At 64.4% G+C, this 13,704-nt stretch carries 11 protein-coding genes; 10 read left to right on the forward strand and 1 reads right to left on the reverse strand.

Annotated features, from left to right (window positions below; translation table 11 throughout):
* Positions 1-6: 6 nt before the first annotated feature.
* The 5 genes from ACZY1F_RS11000 (at position 7) to ACZY1F_RS11020 (ending at position 7,760) form a co-directional block, all read left to right on the forward strand.
* A complete protein-coding gene (locus tag ACZY1F_RS11000) occupies positions 7-2,076 on the forward strand; it encodes an acyltransferase family protein (RefSeq protein ID WP_463941723.1) in 2,070 nt (689 codons plus the stop codon).
* 218 nt (positions 2,077-2,294) lie between these two features.
* A complete protein-coding gene (guaB, locus tag ACZY1F_RS11005) occupies positions 2,295-3,806 on the forward strand; it encodes an IMP dehydrogenase (RefSeq protein WP_111906560.1) in 1,512 nt (503 codons plus the stop codon).
* A gap of 209 nt (positions 3,807-4,015) precedes the next feature.
* Positions 4,016-5,356, forward strand: coding sequence for a hypothetical protein (locus ACZY1F_RS11010; protein ID WP_463941724.1), 1,341 nt, complete (start codon positions 4,016-4,018; stop codon positions 5,354-5,356).
* Complete coding sequence (locus tag ACZY1F_RS11015; protein WP_463941725.1) at positions 5,353-5,871, forward strand: hypothetical protein; 519 nt, start codon at positions 5,353-5,355, stop codon at positions 5,869-5,871. Before ACZY1F_RS11010 ends, ACZY1F_RS11015 begins: the two co-directional genes overlap by 4 nt.
* A gap of 41 nt (positions 5,872-5,912) precedes the next feature.
* On the forward strand, positions 5,913-7,760 hold the full coding sequence (locus ACZY1F_RS11020) for an ABC transporter ATP-binding protein (protein WP_463941726.1): 1,848 nt from the start codon (positions 5,913-5,915) through the stop codon (positions 7,758-7,760).
* On the opposite strand, the gene ACZY1F_RS11025 is transcribed toward ACZY1F_RS11020, so the two are convergent.
* Complete coding sequence (locus tag ACZY1F_RS11025) at positions 7,757-8,404, reverse strand: hypothetical protein (protein WP_463941727.1); 648 nt, start codon at positions 8,402-8,404, stop codon at positions 7,757-7,759. The two genes, ACZY1F_RS11020 and ACZY1F_RS11025, sit on opposite strands and share 4 nt — an antisense overlap.
* A gap of 201 nt (positions 8,405-8,605) precedes the next feature.
* On the opposite strand from ACZY1F_RS11025, the gene ACZY1F_RS11030 reads away from it, so the two are divergent.
* From ACZY1F_RS11030 to ACZY1F_RS11050, 5 genes are all read left to right on the forward strand, one after another.
* Positions 8,606-9,742, forward strand: coding sequence for a GuaB3 family IMP dehydrogenase-related protein (locus ACZY1F_RS11030; RefSeq protein ID WP_463941728.1), 1,137 nt, complete (start codon positions 8,606-8,608; stop codon positions 9,740-9,742).
* A gap of 136 nt (positions 9,743-9,878) precedes the next feature.
* Complete coding sequence (locus ACZY1F_RS11035) at positions 9,879-11,618, forward strand: glycerol-3-phosphate dehydrogenase/oxidase (protein WP_463941729.1); 1,740 nt, start codon at positions 9,879-9,881, stop codon at positions 11,616-11,618.
* Positions 11,619-11,663: 45 nt separating this feature from the next.
* The gene (locus ACZY1F_RS11040) at positions 11,664-12,152 is read left to right on the forward strand and encodes a PTS sugar transporter subunit IIA (protein WP_193342065.1); all 489 of its coding nucleotides are present in this window, start codon (positions 11,664-11,666) and stop codon (positions 12,150-12,152) included.
* 118 nt (positions 12,153-12,270) lie between these two features.
* A complete protein-coding gene (locus ACZY1F_RS11045; protein ID WP_463941730.1) occupies positions 12,271-13,122 on the forward strand; it encodes an SURF1 family protein in 852 nt (283 codons plus the stop codon).
* Positions 13,119-13,619: a DUF3817 domain-containing protein gene (locus tag ACZY1F_RS11050; RefSeq protein ID WP_463915302.1), complete on the forward strand. Its 501-nt coding sequence runs from the start codon at positions 13,119-13,121 to the stop codon at positions 13,617-13,619. The genes ACZY1F_RS11045 and ACZY1F_RS11050 overlap by 4 nt, the downstream gene beginning before the upstream one ends.
* Positions 13,620-13,704: the final 85 nt, after the last annotated feature.

Genomic DNA, 13,704 nt, shown 5'->3' on the forward strand with positions numbered 1-13,704 from the left:
TCATTTGTGTCGATAGCGAGATTCAACGCTGTTTCGGACCGTGCACCGTACACCGGAAACGGTGGACGCAAGCCCTCGTTCCGTCCCGAAGTCCAAGGCCTCCGCGCGCTCGCCGTACTGATGGTGGTGACCTACCATGTGTGGCTGGGCCGGGTGTCCGGCGGGGTGGATATCTTCCTCCTGATCTCGGCCTTCCTGCTGACGCTGTCCTTCGTCCGGAAAGTGGAAGCGGGTACCTCCCTCAACCTCCTCCGGCATTGGCTGCACCTCTTCGAACGGCTGCTGCCGGCCGCCGTCGTGGTGATCCTCGGGGTCCTGGCAGGCACCTGGCTCATCCTCCCGCAAGGCCGCTGGCCCGTCATCCTGGACCAGGCCTGGGCGGCATTGCTGTACCGGCAGAACTGGCTGCTCGCGGACACCGCCGTGGACTACTACGCCCAGGACCACGCAGCGGCGAGCCCCCTGCAGCACTTCTGGTCCCTGTCCATCCAAGGGCAGGTCTTTATTCTGTGGCCGCTCGTCTTTGCCGCTTCCGCTGTAGTGTGGCGGCTCCTCCAGCACCGGTATAACGCCAGCTATCGGGCCGTGGTGGCAGCCGCGTTCGCCGGGATCCTCGTTGCCTCGCTCGCGTTCTCGATTGACCAGACGGCCACGAACCAGGCGTACGCCTACTTCGACACCCGGACACGGCTGTGGGAATTCGCGCTGGGCTCACTGCTGGCGCTTAGCCTGCCGCACCTGAAACCAGGGAAACTCTTGCGTGTGGTGCTCGGCTGGGCCGGCCTGGCGGCCATGGTCTCCTGCGGCCTGTTGCTCACCGTGGACCGGGCGTTCCCGGGTTTCGTGGCACTGTGGCCCACGCTGGCTGCCGCGGCGATCATCGTGGCTGGACAAAGCGGAAGCCGGTTTGGCGTGGACCGCCTCCTGAGCTGGAAGCCGCTGGTTTCCCTGGGAGATAACTCCTACGCCCTCTACCTGTGGCACTGGCCTGTACTGGTGTTGGCCCTGGCAGCAACCGGCGTCGAGGCACCCACCCTCATCCAGGGCGCGGCGATCATCGCCGCCTCGGTGGTCCTGGCCGTCCTCACCACCCGCTTTGTGGAAAAACCGCTCCGGGAGTGGCGCTGGCCGCAGGTGCGCGCCTGGCGCACCGCCGTCGTCGTGGTTGCCTGCTGTGCCCTGCTGGCCGGACCGGTGGCGGTCTGGCAGACGAGCCTCACCGCGGAGGAGGCTGCCACTGCCGCCCAGCCCCGCGAGCTGACGCCGGGCGCTGCCCTGCTGGCCCCGGGCAACGCCGGAGCGCCCGCACCGCAGGGGCGGATCATTCCTGGCCCCACAGCCCTGGACAACGACTGGGCCGGAATCAATGCGCCCTGTGTCGGTCCCAACGCCACCGAAGACCCTGTGCTGGAAGGGTGCCGGCAGGCGCTCCCTGACGCCGAACCCACCAAACGGATCGTTGTCTTGGGCGACTCCCATGCCCAGCAGTATCTGGCCGCCCTGGCTCCCATCGCGGAAACCCGCGGCTGGGAGCTGGTTACCTTGCTGATGCCGGCCTGCCGCTTCGGGGCCGAATCCGAGGCCCGGACCTCCGAGTGCAACGCCTACAACCGGGCCAGCGCAGCGTACGTGCTGGAACACCGGCCGGATGCCGTCTTCACCGTGGCCACCCTGACCCATGAGGAAGCCCCGTTCGAGACCGAGGTGCCCGCGTACCTCGAAGGCATCCAGCCCATCGCGGACGCCGGCATCGAGATCGTCGGCGTCCGGGACAACCCGCGCTTCACCATCAACATGCCCGAATGCGTCCAGCGCCACAGCGCGGACACCCCGGCCTGCAATCCGCCGCTAAACGAATCGCTGGTGGAGCCGTCACCGCTGGAGGGTTACCGCGGGAAGGTCGACGGACTGCACCTGATGGACCTAAGCGATTTCATCTGCGCCGGCGGCATTTGCCCGGCCGTGGTGGGCAACGTCTACGTGTACAAGGACGACAACCACCTCAGCCGGACCTATGTGGAAAGCATGATTCCCATGTTTGAGGAGCGGATGCTGGCGGCGACGGGCTGGAGCTGAGTCCTCGGGCGGGGACCGTGCCGTTGCTCACAATGGACTGCCGGAATAGGGGGATCGGCGTCGAGGTTCTAATATTTACTCAAAGCTTTCTGCGCGGTGACCGCGCCTGAGGCACCCGAAATAACTAAGGCCCTGCACGGACCAGTCCCGTAATGACGGGCTGGTCATTAGCTGCAACCCCTACCCGTGAACCCGTAACCAAGGTAAGAGGCGCACTCATGACCCAGCCCGAGCACAATCCTTTCGGCTTCATCGGCCTGACCTACGACGACGTCCTGCTCCTTCCGGGCCACACGGACGTTATCCCGTCCGAGGCTGACACATCCTCGCGGATTTCCAAGCGGATCACCGTTCACACACCGCTGCTGTCCGCCGCCATGGACACTGTCACCGAATCCCGGATGGCGATTGCCATGGCACGCCAGGGCGGCCTGGGTGTTATCCACCGCAACCTATCCATCCAGGACCAGGCGGACCAGGTGGACCGCGTGAAGCGCAGCGAGTCCGGGATGATCACCAACCCGCTGACCATCGGCCCCGAGGCTACGCTGGCAGAGCTGGATGAGATTTGTTCGCAGTACCGGGTTTCTGGCCTCCCCGTTGTGGACGAGGGCATGCGGCTCCTCGGTATCGTCACCAACCGCGACACCCGCTTTGTGCCGGAAGCCGACTTCCCGTTGCGGCTGGTCAGCGATGTGATGACCAAGATGCCGCTGATCACCGGGCATGTTGGCATCAGCCGTGAGGAAGCCTCCCACAAGCTGGCCACAAACAAGATTGAAAAGCTTCCGCTCGTTGACGAGCAGGGCCGGCTCAAGGGCCTCATCACCACCAAGGACTTCACTAAAGCCGAGCAGTACCCGCTGGCTACCAAGGACGACGAGGGCCGGCTCCGCGTCGGTGCCGCCATCGGCTTCTTCGGTGACGGCTGGGAACGCGCCATGGCACTTGTCGACGCCGGCGTGGACGCACTCTTCGTTGACACGGCCAACGGCCACTCCCAGGGTGTGCTGGACATGATCCGCCGCCTGAAGTCCGATCCCGTAACAGCACACGTGGACATCATCGGCGGCCAGGCTGCCACCCGCGAAGGTGCCCAGGCCCTGATCGACGCCGGTGCCGACGGCATCAAGGTGGGCGTGGGCCCCGGCTCCATCTGCACCACCCGCGTGGTGGCCGGCGTGGGCGTCCCGCAGATCACCGCCATTTACGAGTCCGCCAAGGCAGCCATCCCTGCCGGCGTACCGTTGATCGCCGACGGCGGCCTGCAGTACTCGGGCGACATCGGCAAGGCGCTGGTTGCCGGCGCCGACACCGTTATGCTGGGTTCGCTCCTGGCCGGTTGCGATGAGTCCCCGGGCGAGCTGATCTTTGTCAACGGCAAGCAGTTCAAGAGCTACCGCGGCATGGGCTCGCTGGGCGCCATGCAGTCCCGCGGCAAGAACACGTCCTACTCCAAGGACCGTTACTTCCAGGCGGACGTCTCCGGTGATGACAAGCTCATCCCCGAGGGCATCGAAGGCCGCGTCGCCTACCGCGGCCCGCTCGCCTCAGTGGCGTACCAGCTGGTGGGCGGCCTCCGCCAGACCATGTTCTACACCGGCGCGCCCACCATCCCGGAGCTCAAGGCCCGCGGCAAGTTCGTCCGCATCACCCCGGCCGGCCTCAAGGAATCGCACCCGCACGACATCCAGATGACCGTGGAGGCCCCGAACTACGGTTCGCGCTAGTCCTCCCCACCGGCACCCTAACCTCGCTTCGCTTCGGCCAGGGAACCCTGCCGGCGTGGGCCCACCCGGCACCCTCACCTCGCAAGCTCGGCCAGGGAAACCTGCCGGCGTGGGCCCACCCGGCTGTGGGGAGTTGTCCCCACAGCCAGAGCCCAATTCGCCATGTATATTCGATGGAGTAATTACCCGATCGAATGTGGGGGCGTGACGTGTCCAACGGTTTTTATGGCGCAGACGTCGGCCAGCTCAGGCATCTGGCGACGGCGATGCGGTCAGCAGGAACCACGTTGCAGATGCAGCTCAGCGATTTCAACGCTGGCGTCGCGTCCACCCGCTGGCCAGGCCCGGATGCAGAGCACTTCCGGCAGGACTGGAAGTCCGGCCACAGCCGTGTCCTCCAGGATGCCGTGGTGTTTCTCAACAGCGCGGCCGCAGAGCTGAGCAGGAACGCCAACGAGCAGGATGCGGCGAGTTCGGCCGACAGCCTCGGCTCCGCTTCGAGTCTGTCCGGTACTTCTGCCGGGGCTGCCCGGCCTGCGGACCTTAACGGTAAATCCGCAGCACAGATCCAGGCTTGGTGGTCCGGCCTGACGGCTGATCAGCAGCACGCGTTCATCCGTGAGTACCCGGCCGAAGCCGGCAACACGAATGGCATCCCGTTTGATTCGCGGGTGGAGGCGAACCGCGCAAACGCCCAGGATCGGATCGATTGGCTGAACAAAAATGATCCAGAGCCGGTATTCAACCCGCTGTTTATGGATGCAGGCTACCCGCAACGGTTCACCGCAGAACACGAAGCGTGGAAAGATCGTCTGACCTACCTTCAGAAGGTTGTCGACGGGAAGGTCCGGCTCGCAGCGTATGATCCCGCCGCGCAGTCCATCGTGGAACTCATCGGCACCTATGACGAGAATACGACGACTGTGATCACCTACGTTCCCGGCACCACCACCAATGAGGCATCGTTCTATGACGGTGGACCGCAACAGCTGCCAGCCCTCCTGGTCGCGGAGGACAAATCCGGCGAAACTGCGGCGTTCGTGTACAAAGGGTCGGAGTTTCCGGACGGTGACCCGGTCGAGGCCTTCCTGGTGGAGGCCAAAAGCGATGAGTTCGTAGCCGGCTCGGCGCCCGTCCTGCAGGCCTTCCAGGACGCTGTGGATCTTGAGCGGCCGGCTGGTGCCCTATCCGTGGGTATGGGCCACAGCTGGGGAGTCCGGAACCTCACCGGAGCGGAGATCGAAGGTGCCCACTTCGACAAGCTCCTCGCCCTGTCTGGTGCCGCGATGCCTCCTGGCTGGGTGCCCGATCCCGGCACTGAATATTCCAGTTTCACCTACCCCGACATCCTGCTGACCGCCGAAGCGAACGGGCTTGTGGGGGAGAACTACCCTATGAAGGAGCCGGCCTTTGAAAAGCACGTGTATGAGCCACCAGGAGGCAACGGATGGGCAGAGCTATACAGCATCGACAACCACAGCCTCATTGCGACCGCCGACGAGGAAAATGAGCAAGCTCTAAGGGACGTGCGCAAGGAGATTCACCAGTGATTAAGCAACGTAAGGCAGCCCGGGGAGCGTGGGTGCGCGCCGCCGCTGCCGTCAGCCTGGCCGTCAGCCTGGCATCGTGCGCAGTAGAGGAAGCGAATAAAGAGATGTCCAACATGACTCTGGACGAGGCAAAAACGAAACTGCTGACCCTCCAGCATCAAATAATTGAAATGGTTCCGGAGGAACTGGTGGTAACCGTCTTCGAGAACGACTCCTCAGGCCTGCTGAACTGCCGAGGGGACAAGAAAAAATGGACCGGCACCGGGCAGGTGGAGCTTCAGCCTGGCCTGGACAGGGACAAGTTCCTTGATCAGGTGCGTGACAGGACAAAGGACATTGAAGGTTGGACAGTCAAGGACGACTCGGACAGCGATGGGGCCCGCACAGTGGACATCCTGCATGATGACGGCACTCATTTGATCGTTGGTATCTGGGACGGGCCAGAAAGTCTCCAGATAGACAGCTTTAGCGCCTGTTTCGATTTCCCCGAGTATGAGTATGGGAAAAAGTACTAGCCGCAAGAGTCTGTAGCCAGGCATGGAACTAGGCTGAAGCCATGTCCCAACCACGCCATCCGGCCGAACTGAACCCAAAAAAGGACCCTCAGCGGCGGTTGGCCGTGAGGCCCTACGCCCGGGCCGTAGCGAAGGTGCTGCGCGTCAGCTTCCGGGCCTCGTCGGCCGCCGTCGTGATGAAGGTAGTCGGCTCGCTCATTTCGGCGACGCTGCCGCTGGTGACCACGTACTTCGCAGCGCTGACCACGACGGCGCTGGCGGCCGCCTACGCCGGGGATTCCGCGGCAGGCCAACAGGCCATTGTGTACGTTGTCATCACGGCTGCGCTGGGGCTCTTGTGGGGCGGCTTCAGCAGCGTGGACCGCTACATCCAGCAGCTCATGAGCTTCAAGGTAGGCGCCATCGTGGGTGACCAGATGTACGAGCGCTTCCTGGCCCTGGAGTTTTGGCGTTATGACGACAAACAAACCGTGGACCTTTACGACCGGGCCAAGCGCTTTTCCGATTCGTATGCCCGCGTGCTGGACCGGATCGCGGCGATCTTCACCCAGCTGGTCTCGGTAATCCTGGCCGTGGGGGCCCTGATGCTGGTCAGCTGGTGGATCGCCGTGATTGTCCTCGTGGCGATCGTGCCCAGCGTCTACCTGCAATTCAAACTCTCGCGCGAACAGATCGCGCACTGGAACACCCAGGTGGACTCCCGCCGGCAGCGGCGGATGATCGAGACCAACCTGCTTCGCCCGCAACACATCGCCGAGATGCGGCTCTACGGGATCGTGGGCTACCTGATGGATCTCCGTTCCCGGCTGCGCGACGCTGATGAGCGGCGCCGCCTGGACTTCCAGAAGCGCTACATTCCCAAGCAGCTCGCCGCCGATGCCTTGCAGTACGGCGCCGAGGTGATCTCCCTGATCTGGGTGGTGGGCCAGATCATCGCCCGCGCCCAGCCCGTTGGCCAGTTCCTCTATGTCCAGCAGATCGTCAGCCGCGCACTGTCCACAGCCAACAGCCTGGTCTCCTCCCTCAGCTCGATTGACGAGGACCTCGCCAACCTCAAGGACTACGAACTGTTTATGGCAATGCCGATGCATTCGGACCATTCGCCGCCGCTGCTCCAGGCACCCAAAACCGTGGAACTGCGGGACATCCGCTTCACCTATACGGGCAGCGACACCGAGGTGATCCGCGGCATTAACATGACTATCCGCGAGGGCCAACATGTCGCCGTAGTCGGTGAGAACGGGGCGGGAAAGTCCACCCTGATCCGAATCCTCGCGGGACTCTACCGGCCGGACTCAGGGCAGGTAATGCTCGACGGCGTCGATCTCGCCGCCGTCGACGTAAAGTCCTGGCACCGCCACCTGGCGGTGCTGAGCCAGGAATTCCTGAAGTATGAGTTCGCCTCTGCTGCCGACAACATCCGCTTTGGCGACGTCGAGTCGCCCCGGGATGATGAACGGATCCGCCGGGCGGCCAGCGACGCCGAAGCGTTGGAGTTCATCAACAAGCTGCCCAACGGCCTGGACAACTACGTCAGCAACTGGATGGAGGATCCGCGCGGCCGGAAGGGGAGCGGGCTCTCCGGCGGCCAGTGGCAGCGGCTCGCGATGGCCCGGAACTTCTACCGCAACGCCGCCTTCATGGTGATGGACGAGCCGACGTCCGCCATTGACGCGCTGGCCGAGCACCGGATCTTCACCCGGCTGTTCGCGGACCGCAGCAGCACCATCATTGCCATCAGCCACCGGCTCGCCACCATTGAGAAGGCGGATATCGTCTACATGCTCGAGGACGGCAAGATCGCCGAGCAGGGGACCCACACGGAGTTGGTGGCACTGCGCGGCCGCTACTTTCGGATGTTCGAGTCCCAGCTCAGCCTCGACGCTTAGAGCGGGCCATAACTCGCGTTGCCGTACGGGTCGCGCCACCTGGCCAGATCGTCTTCTACCGCCGTGCGGAGAACAGGGTCCGCCTCAACCCTTCGTCGGAAGGACTGACGGGCCCTGCCCAATACAACAGAAGGGACGAGGATGCAGGCAACCAGGAGAACCACTGTGAGAAGATAGGCGCCCATCAGCGCGAGGAACGTCGAGGTTCCCCGGGAAGCGATCCCGGGCAACGCCGTGGCCAGGATCCCGCCCAGGATGGTGGCGAGCACGGACACCATCACGATGCCGCCGCGGGCTGAGCCTGGGCCACGGCTGATCAGGAGCCGGTCAGTATTCGGCAGTGTGGCGCGCACCCGCCTCCAAGAAAATACTCCCAGGATGGCAAGAGCTGCGCCCATCAGACCGAGGACTAGGACCCCGGCGATGCTGCCCGACATGACCGAGACGAACCCGCCACCCAGGACCAGGACAGGTCCGCCGCCGATCGCGCTGCTCCAGGCGGCCGCCAGGGTGGCTTGGGCGTCAGCCAACTGCCGCAAACGGGAGGGGGCATTCGGCGGGCTGATCCAGGCAAGTTCCGGGGAGAGCCAGTAATCGAGAGGATGTGTGGGCTGGGCGGCCGGGAAGGGATTAGACGTCGGCATGCCGGCCTAGAGACCCAGACCCTCGCGCATGTCAGCACCGTAGATGCCTGGCGCCATGTTGTCCCCCGATGTTTTGTTCACCGGCAGTCTGTGCCGGTCCATTGCTGTCTTCAAAACTATTTCATGACGGCGCCGCCCGTTGTGCCGGCAACCACCGCAGGCCGTCCACGGTCCGGGCCCCGGCTGGGATAACCTAGAGCAGTGACTTACGAGATCGAGATCGGCCGTGGCAAGCGTGGGCGTCGTGCCTACTCCCTGGATGACATTGCGATTATCCCCAACCGTCGTACCCGCGACCCCAAGGACGTTTCCGTTTCCTGGCAGATCGATGCCTACAAGTTCGACATGCCCGTGATTGCCGCCCCGATGGATTCGGCCATGTCCCCGGAGACGGCCATCGCCTTGGGCCGGCTGGGCGGGCTCGGCGTGCTCGACCTTGAGGGCCTCTGGACCCGCTACGAGGACCCGCAGCCCATCCTCGACGAAATCGGCGCACTCGAAGATGAGGTCAACAGCCCCGCGGTGACCGGCCGGATGCAGGAGCTGTACCGCGCCCCCATCCAGCCGGAACTGATCACGTCCCGCCTCGCCGAGATCCGCGCCGCAGGCGTGACGGTGGCGGGCTCACTGACCCCGCAGCGCACCCAGGAACACTACAAAACCGTAGTGGCTGCCGGCGTCGACATCTTTGTCATCCGAGGGACCACCGTGTCAGCCGAGCATGTCTCGAAGGACCACGAACCCTTGAACCTCAAACAGTTCATCTACGAACTGGATGTCCCCGTGGTTGTGGGCGGCGCAGCCGGCTACACGCCCGCCCTGCACCTGATGCGCACCGGTGCCGCCGGCGTCCTGGTCGGCTTCGGCGGCGGTGCCACCGCCACCACACGGCGCGCCCTGGGGATCCACTCGCCCATGGCCTCCGCCATCTCCGACGTCGCTGCCGCCCGCCGTGACTACATGGATGAATCCGGCGGACGGTACGTCCATGTCATTGCCGACGGCGGCATGGGCACCTCGGGTGACATCGTCAAGGCAATTGCCATGGGCGCCGACGCCGTGATGCTGGGCAGCGCCCTCGCCCGCGCAGAAGAAGCCCCCGGCAAGGGCTGGCACTGGGGCCAGGAGGCCCACCATCTGGAGCTTCCCCGCGGTGACCGCGCCAACGTCGGCACTGTCGGACCGCTCAAAGAGGTGCTCTTCGGCCCCGGCCACCACACCAACGGCACATCCAACCTGATCGGCGCGCTCCGCCGTTCGATGGCGACCACCGGCTATTCGGACCTGAAGGAATTCCAGCGCGTCGACGTCGTCGTTTCTCCATACTCCGGTAACTGAGAACCTCAAGGTGAAATCGGCTGACTACCGCTGACGTCATCCGGAGCGCCTCCCTCGGTGGACCTGCCCTGCCCAACCGTGCGGCAAAGAAGTAGTGTGGATTAACTACCGGCAGCAGCGGCAAGGGAGGCGTTCAGTGAACACTGTTCCAAACGAAGGCGGGGTCCTTGGTCCCGCGGCCAGGGAAGCATCGATCGCCAGGTTCAGGGCAACCTCGGAGCCGGGCAACGAACTGGACATCCTGATCGTCGGCGGCGGCATCGTGGGCACGGGTGTGGCGCTGGACGCCGTGACCCGAGGCCTCAGCGTGGGGATAGTCGAGGCCAGCGACTGGGCGGCCGGCACGTCGTCCCGGTCATCCAAGCTGATCCACGGCGGCCTGCGCTACCTGGAGATGCTGGATTTCGGGCTGGTAAAGGAAGCGCTGCACGAGCGCGGCCTGATTCTTTCGGTCCTGGCCCCGCACCTGGCCCGGCCCGTGCCGTTCCTGTATCCGCTGACCAAACCGTTCCTGGAGCGGCCCTATGTGGGCGCCGGGATTGCACTCTATGACGCCATGTCCATTACCGGCGGGCACAGCCGCGGCGTACCGTTCCACAAACACCTCACCAGGCGGGGCACCCTCAGGGCCGCCCCCAGCCTGAAAAAAGACGCCTTTATCGGCTCCATCCGCTACTACGACGGCCAGGTGGATGACGCCAAGTACGTGGCCAACCTCGTCCGGACGGCAGCGCACTACGGCGCCAATGCCGTGAACCAGATGGCCGTGGTGGACTTCCTGCGTGAAGGTGAACGCGTGGTGGGGGCCAAAGTGGTCAACCATGAAGACGGTTCGCACTTCAACATCAGAGCCAAGCAGGTCATCAACGCCACCGGCGTGTGGACCGATGAAACCCAGGCCATGGTCACTGACCGCGGTCAGTTAAAGGTCCGGGCCTCCAAGGGCATCCACCTCGTAGTGCCCCGCGACCGGTTCCAGTCCACAGTGGGGCTTATCCTCCGCACGGAAAAATCCGTGCTCTTCGTCATTCCGTGGGGCCGGCACTGGATCATCGGCACCACGGACACCGACTGGAACCTCGACAAGGCTCACCCTGCAGCTTCCAGCAAGGACATCGACTACATCCTCGAACACGTCAACCGGGTCCTGAAACGCCCGCTGACCAGGGAGGACGTTGAAGGTGTCTACGCGGGACTGCGCCCCCTCCTGGCAGGGGAGAACGATTCCACGGCGAAACTGTCCCGCGAACACATCGTGGCCCACCCGGTACCAGGCCTGGTGGTGGTGGCCGGAGGCAAATGGACCACCTACCGGGTTATGGCCAAGGACGCCGTGGACGAGGCCACCCGCACCATGGACGAGCGCGTCCCGGCGAGCTGCACTGAAACCATCCCACTGCTCGGGGCTAGCGGATTCAAGGCCGCCTGGAACCGCAGGAGCAGGACGGCTGAAGAGTCCGGTGTGCACGTGGCCCGGGTGGAGCACCTGCTCAACCGCTACGGGTCCATGACTCCGGAGGTGCTGGACATCATCGCCCGGAATCCCGAATTGGCGGAGCCGTTGCCCGGCGCTGACGACTACCTGCAGGCCGAAGCCGTCTACGCCGCAACCCACGAGGGCGCCCGGCATGTCCATGACGTCCTGACCCGGCGGACGCGCATCTCCATCGAGTCCTGGGACCGTGGCGTGTCGGCCGTGCCGGTTGTCGCTAAACTGATGGGCGAAGTCCTTGGCTGGAGCGATGTACAACGCGAAAGCGAAATAAAGCACTACGTAGCACGCGTTGAAGCTGAACGGCTGAGCCAACAGCAGCCGGACGACGAATCCGCCGACGCCGCACGGCTGGGTGTGGAGGACATCGTCCCTTTGCGCTGAGGCGGCACCGCACACCAGCATTTCTCCTGACTGAAGGGACACGCCTTGGCGGAACCACTTGACCGGTACGATGCCGATCTCACCACCTCCGATCTGGTGATTCTGGAGTTGGAGGCAACGGGCAAGTCGGACGCCGCGGCGCAACTCGCAGAACGCCTCTTCGCCGCCGGGCGGGTCACCGACTTACCGCGGTTCCTGGAGCACGTCAACGCCCGCGAACACCAGCTCGCCACCGGCCTGCCGGGCGGGATCGGTCTCCCGCACGCCCGCAGCGAATTCGTCTCGCGGACGTCCATCGCCGTGGGCATCACCAAGTACGGCCACTCCCTGGACTTCGGTGCCGCCGACGGTCCGGCCACCGTTATCCTGCTGATCGCCACCCCCGCAAGCTCATTTTCCGATCACCTCGAAGTCCTGGCCACGCTGGCGCGCTCCCTGTCCAAGGAATCCTTCCGGGAGTCGCTGCGCCGGGCCTACGATGCCGAAGTCATCGCCGAGCTCATCAACTCCAGCCTCGTTTTCTTTGACCACTAAGATTGGGGCAGGCCCTTTCGGTCGACTCCGTCGCCACGTAGGGACCCGGCTGCCCCACTCTAGGGGCCGAACCCTGGTCGTTTAGTTGTTCTACAGAGGAACGAAGTACGGTTAACACGTGTGGAAAACAGCCCTTAAGCCCCGATGGATCGCAGGCCTTGTCCTTGCGATCGTAGTCTCCGGGGTGTTTGTCCTGCTCAGCCAGTGGCAGTTCGGGCGCTCCACGCAGCCCGAAGTCGCGGTGAATCCCGCCACCGAGGACGTCAGGGTGCTGACGGAGACGCTAGAGCCCGGGGTCTTTTTCCCCGGTTCAGTTTCAGACCAGATGGTCTCCGCCGACGGAACCTACGATCCCGCCAAACAGGTCCTGGTGCCGGGCCGCCTGAAGAATGGCGAGAGCGGTTACTGGGTGGTTTCCGCCTTCGCCGTGACCGGAGCGCCCGCGGTCACCGGCGTGGCTGCTTCCCCCGAGACCTGGATTCCAGTAGCCCGCGGCTGGGTGGTAGATCCCGACGACGCCGGCGCACCGCCGTCGGGCATTGTGAACCTGACCGGACGGCTACTGCCGTCAGAATCGCCGCTGCCGTCCACCGCACCGGACGCCGGACGTGCCTCCGCCGTGTCGGTGGCAGAACTCATCAACTCCTGGGACATCAGCATGTACCCGGGGTTCGTGGCCGCGACTTCGGAACTGGCGGCCGGGTCCGACCTGTCCGCGGCCGCCGTTGACGGCGCCCTGAAACCCTTGGAGATTGGTCCCCAGCCGCCCGCCCAGCAGGTCAACTGGCTCAATCTCTTTTACTCGCTCGAATGGGTAGTGTTCGCCGGCTTCGCCCTGTTTATCTGGTGGCGCCTGGTCAAGGATGACTACCGGCGGGACCTCGAAGAGGAGCTCGAGGACGATCCTCACCATGATGCTCCGCCCACCGCAGCAACTTCTGAACAGCCCCAACAAAAGGTAACGCCATGATAGAACCGAAACCGGCCGTCCAGCAGGGTCCTGCGCAGGGCAAGGGCAAGAAGCGCCGCTTCGGCGGTACCGAGCGTCAGATCCGTTCCGCCCTGAAGTTCTACAAAGTGCTGGCGTACCTCACCGGCGCCATGCTGCTGCTGCTCTGCGCCGAACTCATCGCACGGTACGCCTTTGGCCAGTACCTGTTTGCCGGTGGCACCAACGCCGTCACGGGCCAGCCGTTCGGCCTGGGTTTCGCCGATGCCGAGCCCAAGGGCGTGGAGGGCGGCGCGAACATCTCCGTCGCGGTGCTGATCGTCCACGGCTGGATGTATGTGGTGTACCTGATCTCCAACTTCCGCTTGTGGTCGCTGATGCGGTGGCCTTTTATGAAGCTGATCCTCCTGGCACTGGGCGGCGTGGTGCCTTTCCTGTCCTTTATCGTGGAGAAGAAGTTCCACGCCGAGGTGGAAGCCGAACTGGCCGCGAACCCGCAGGCCGCACAGCGGTACTGAGGCGGCGTAAACGGGAGTGCCGCCGGGACGGGGAGAGTCTGCTCCGTCACAGCGGGGCACGCCAAGGTGCGGCAGGGTGACGACG

It is taken from the genome of Pseudarthrobacter xylosi, assembly GCF_055412765.1.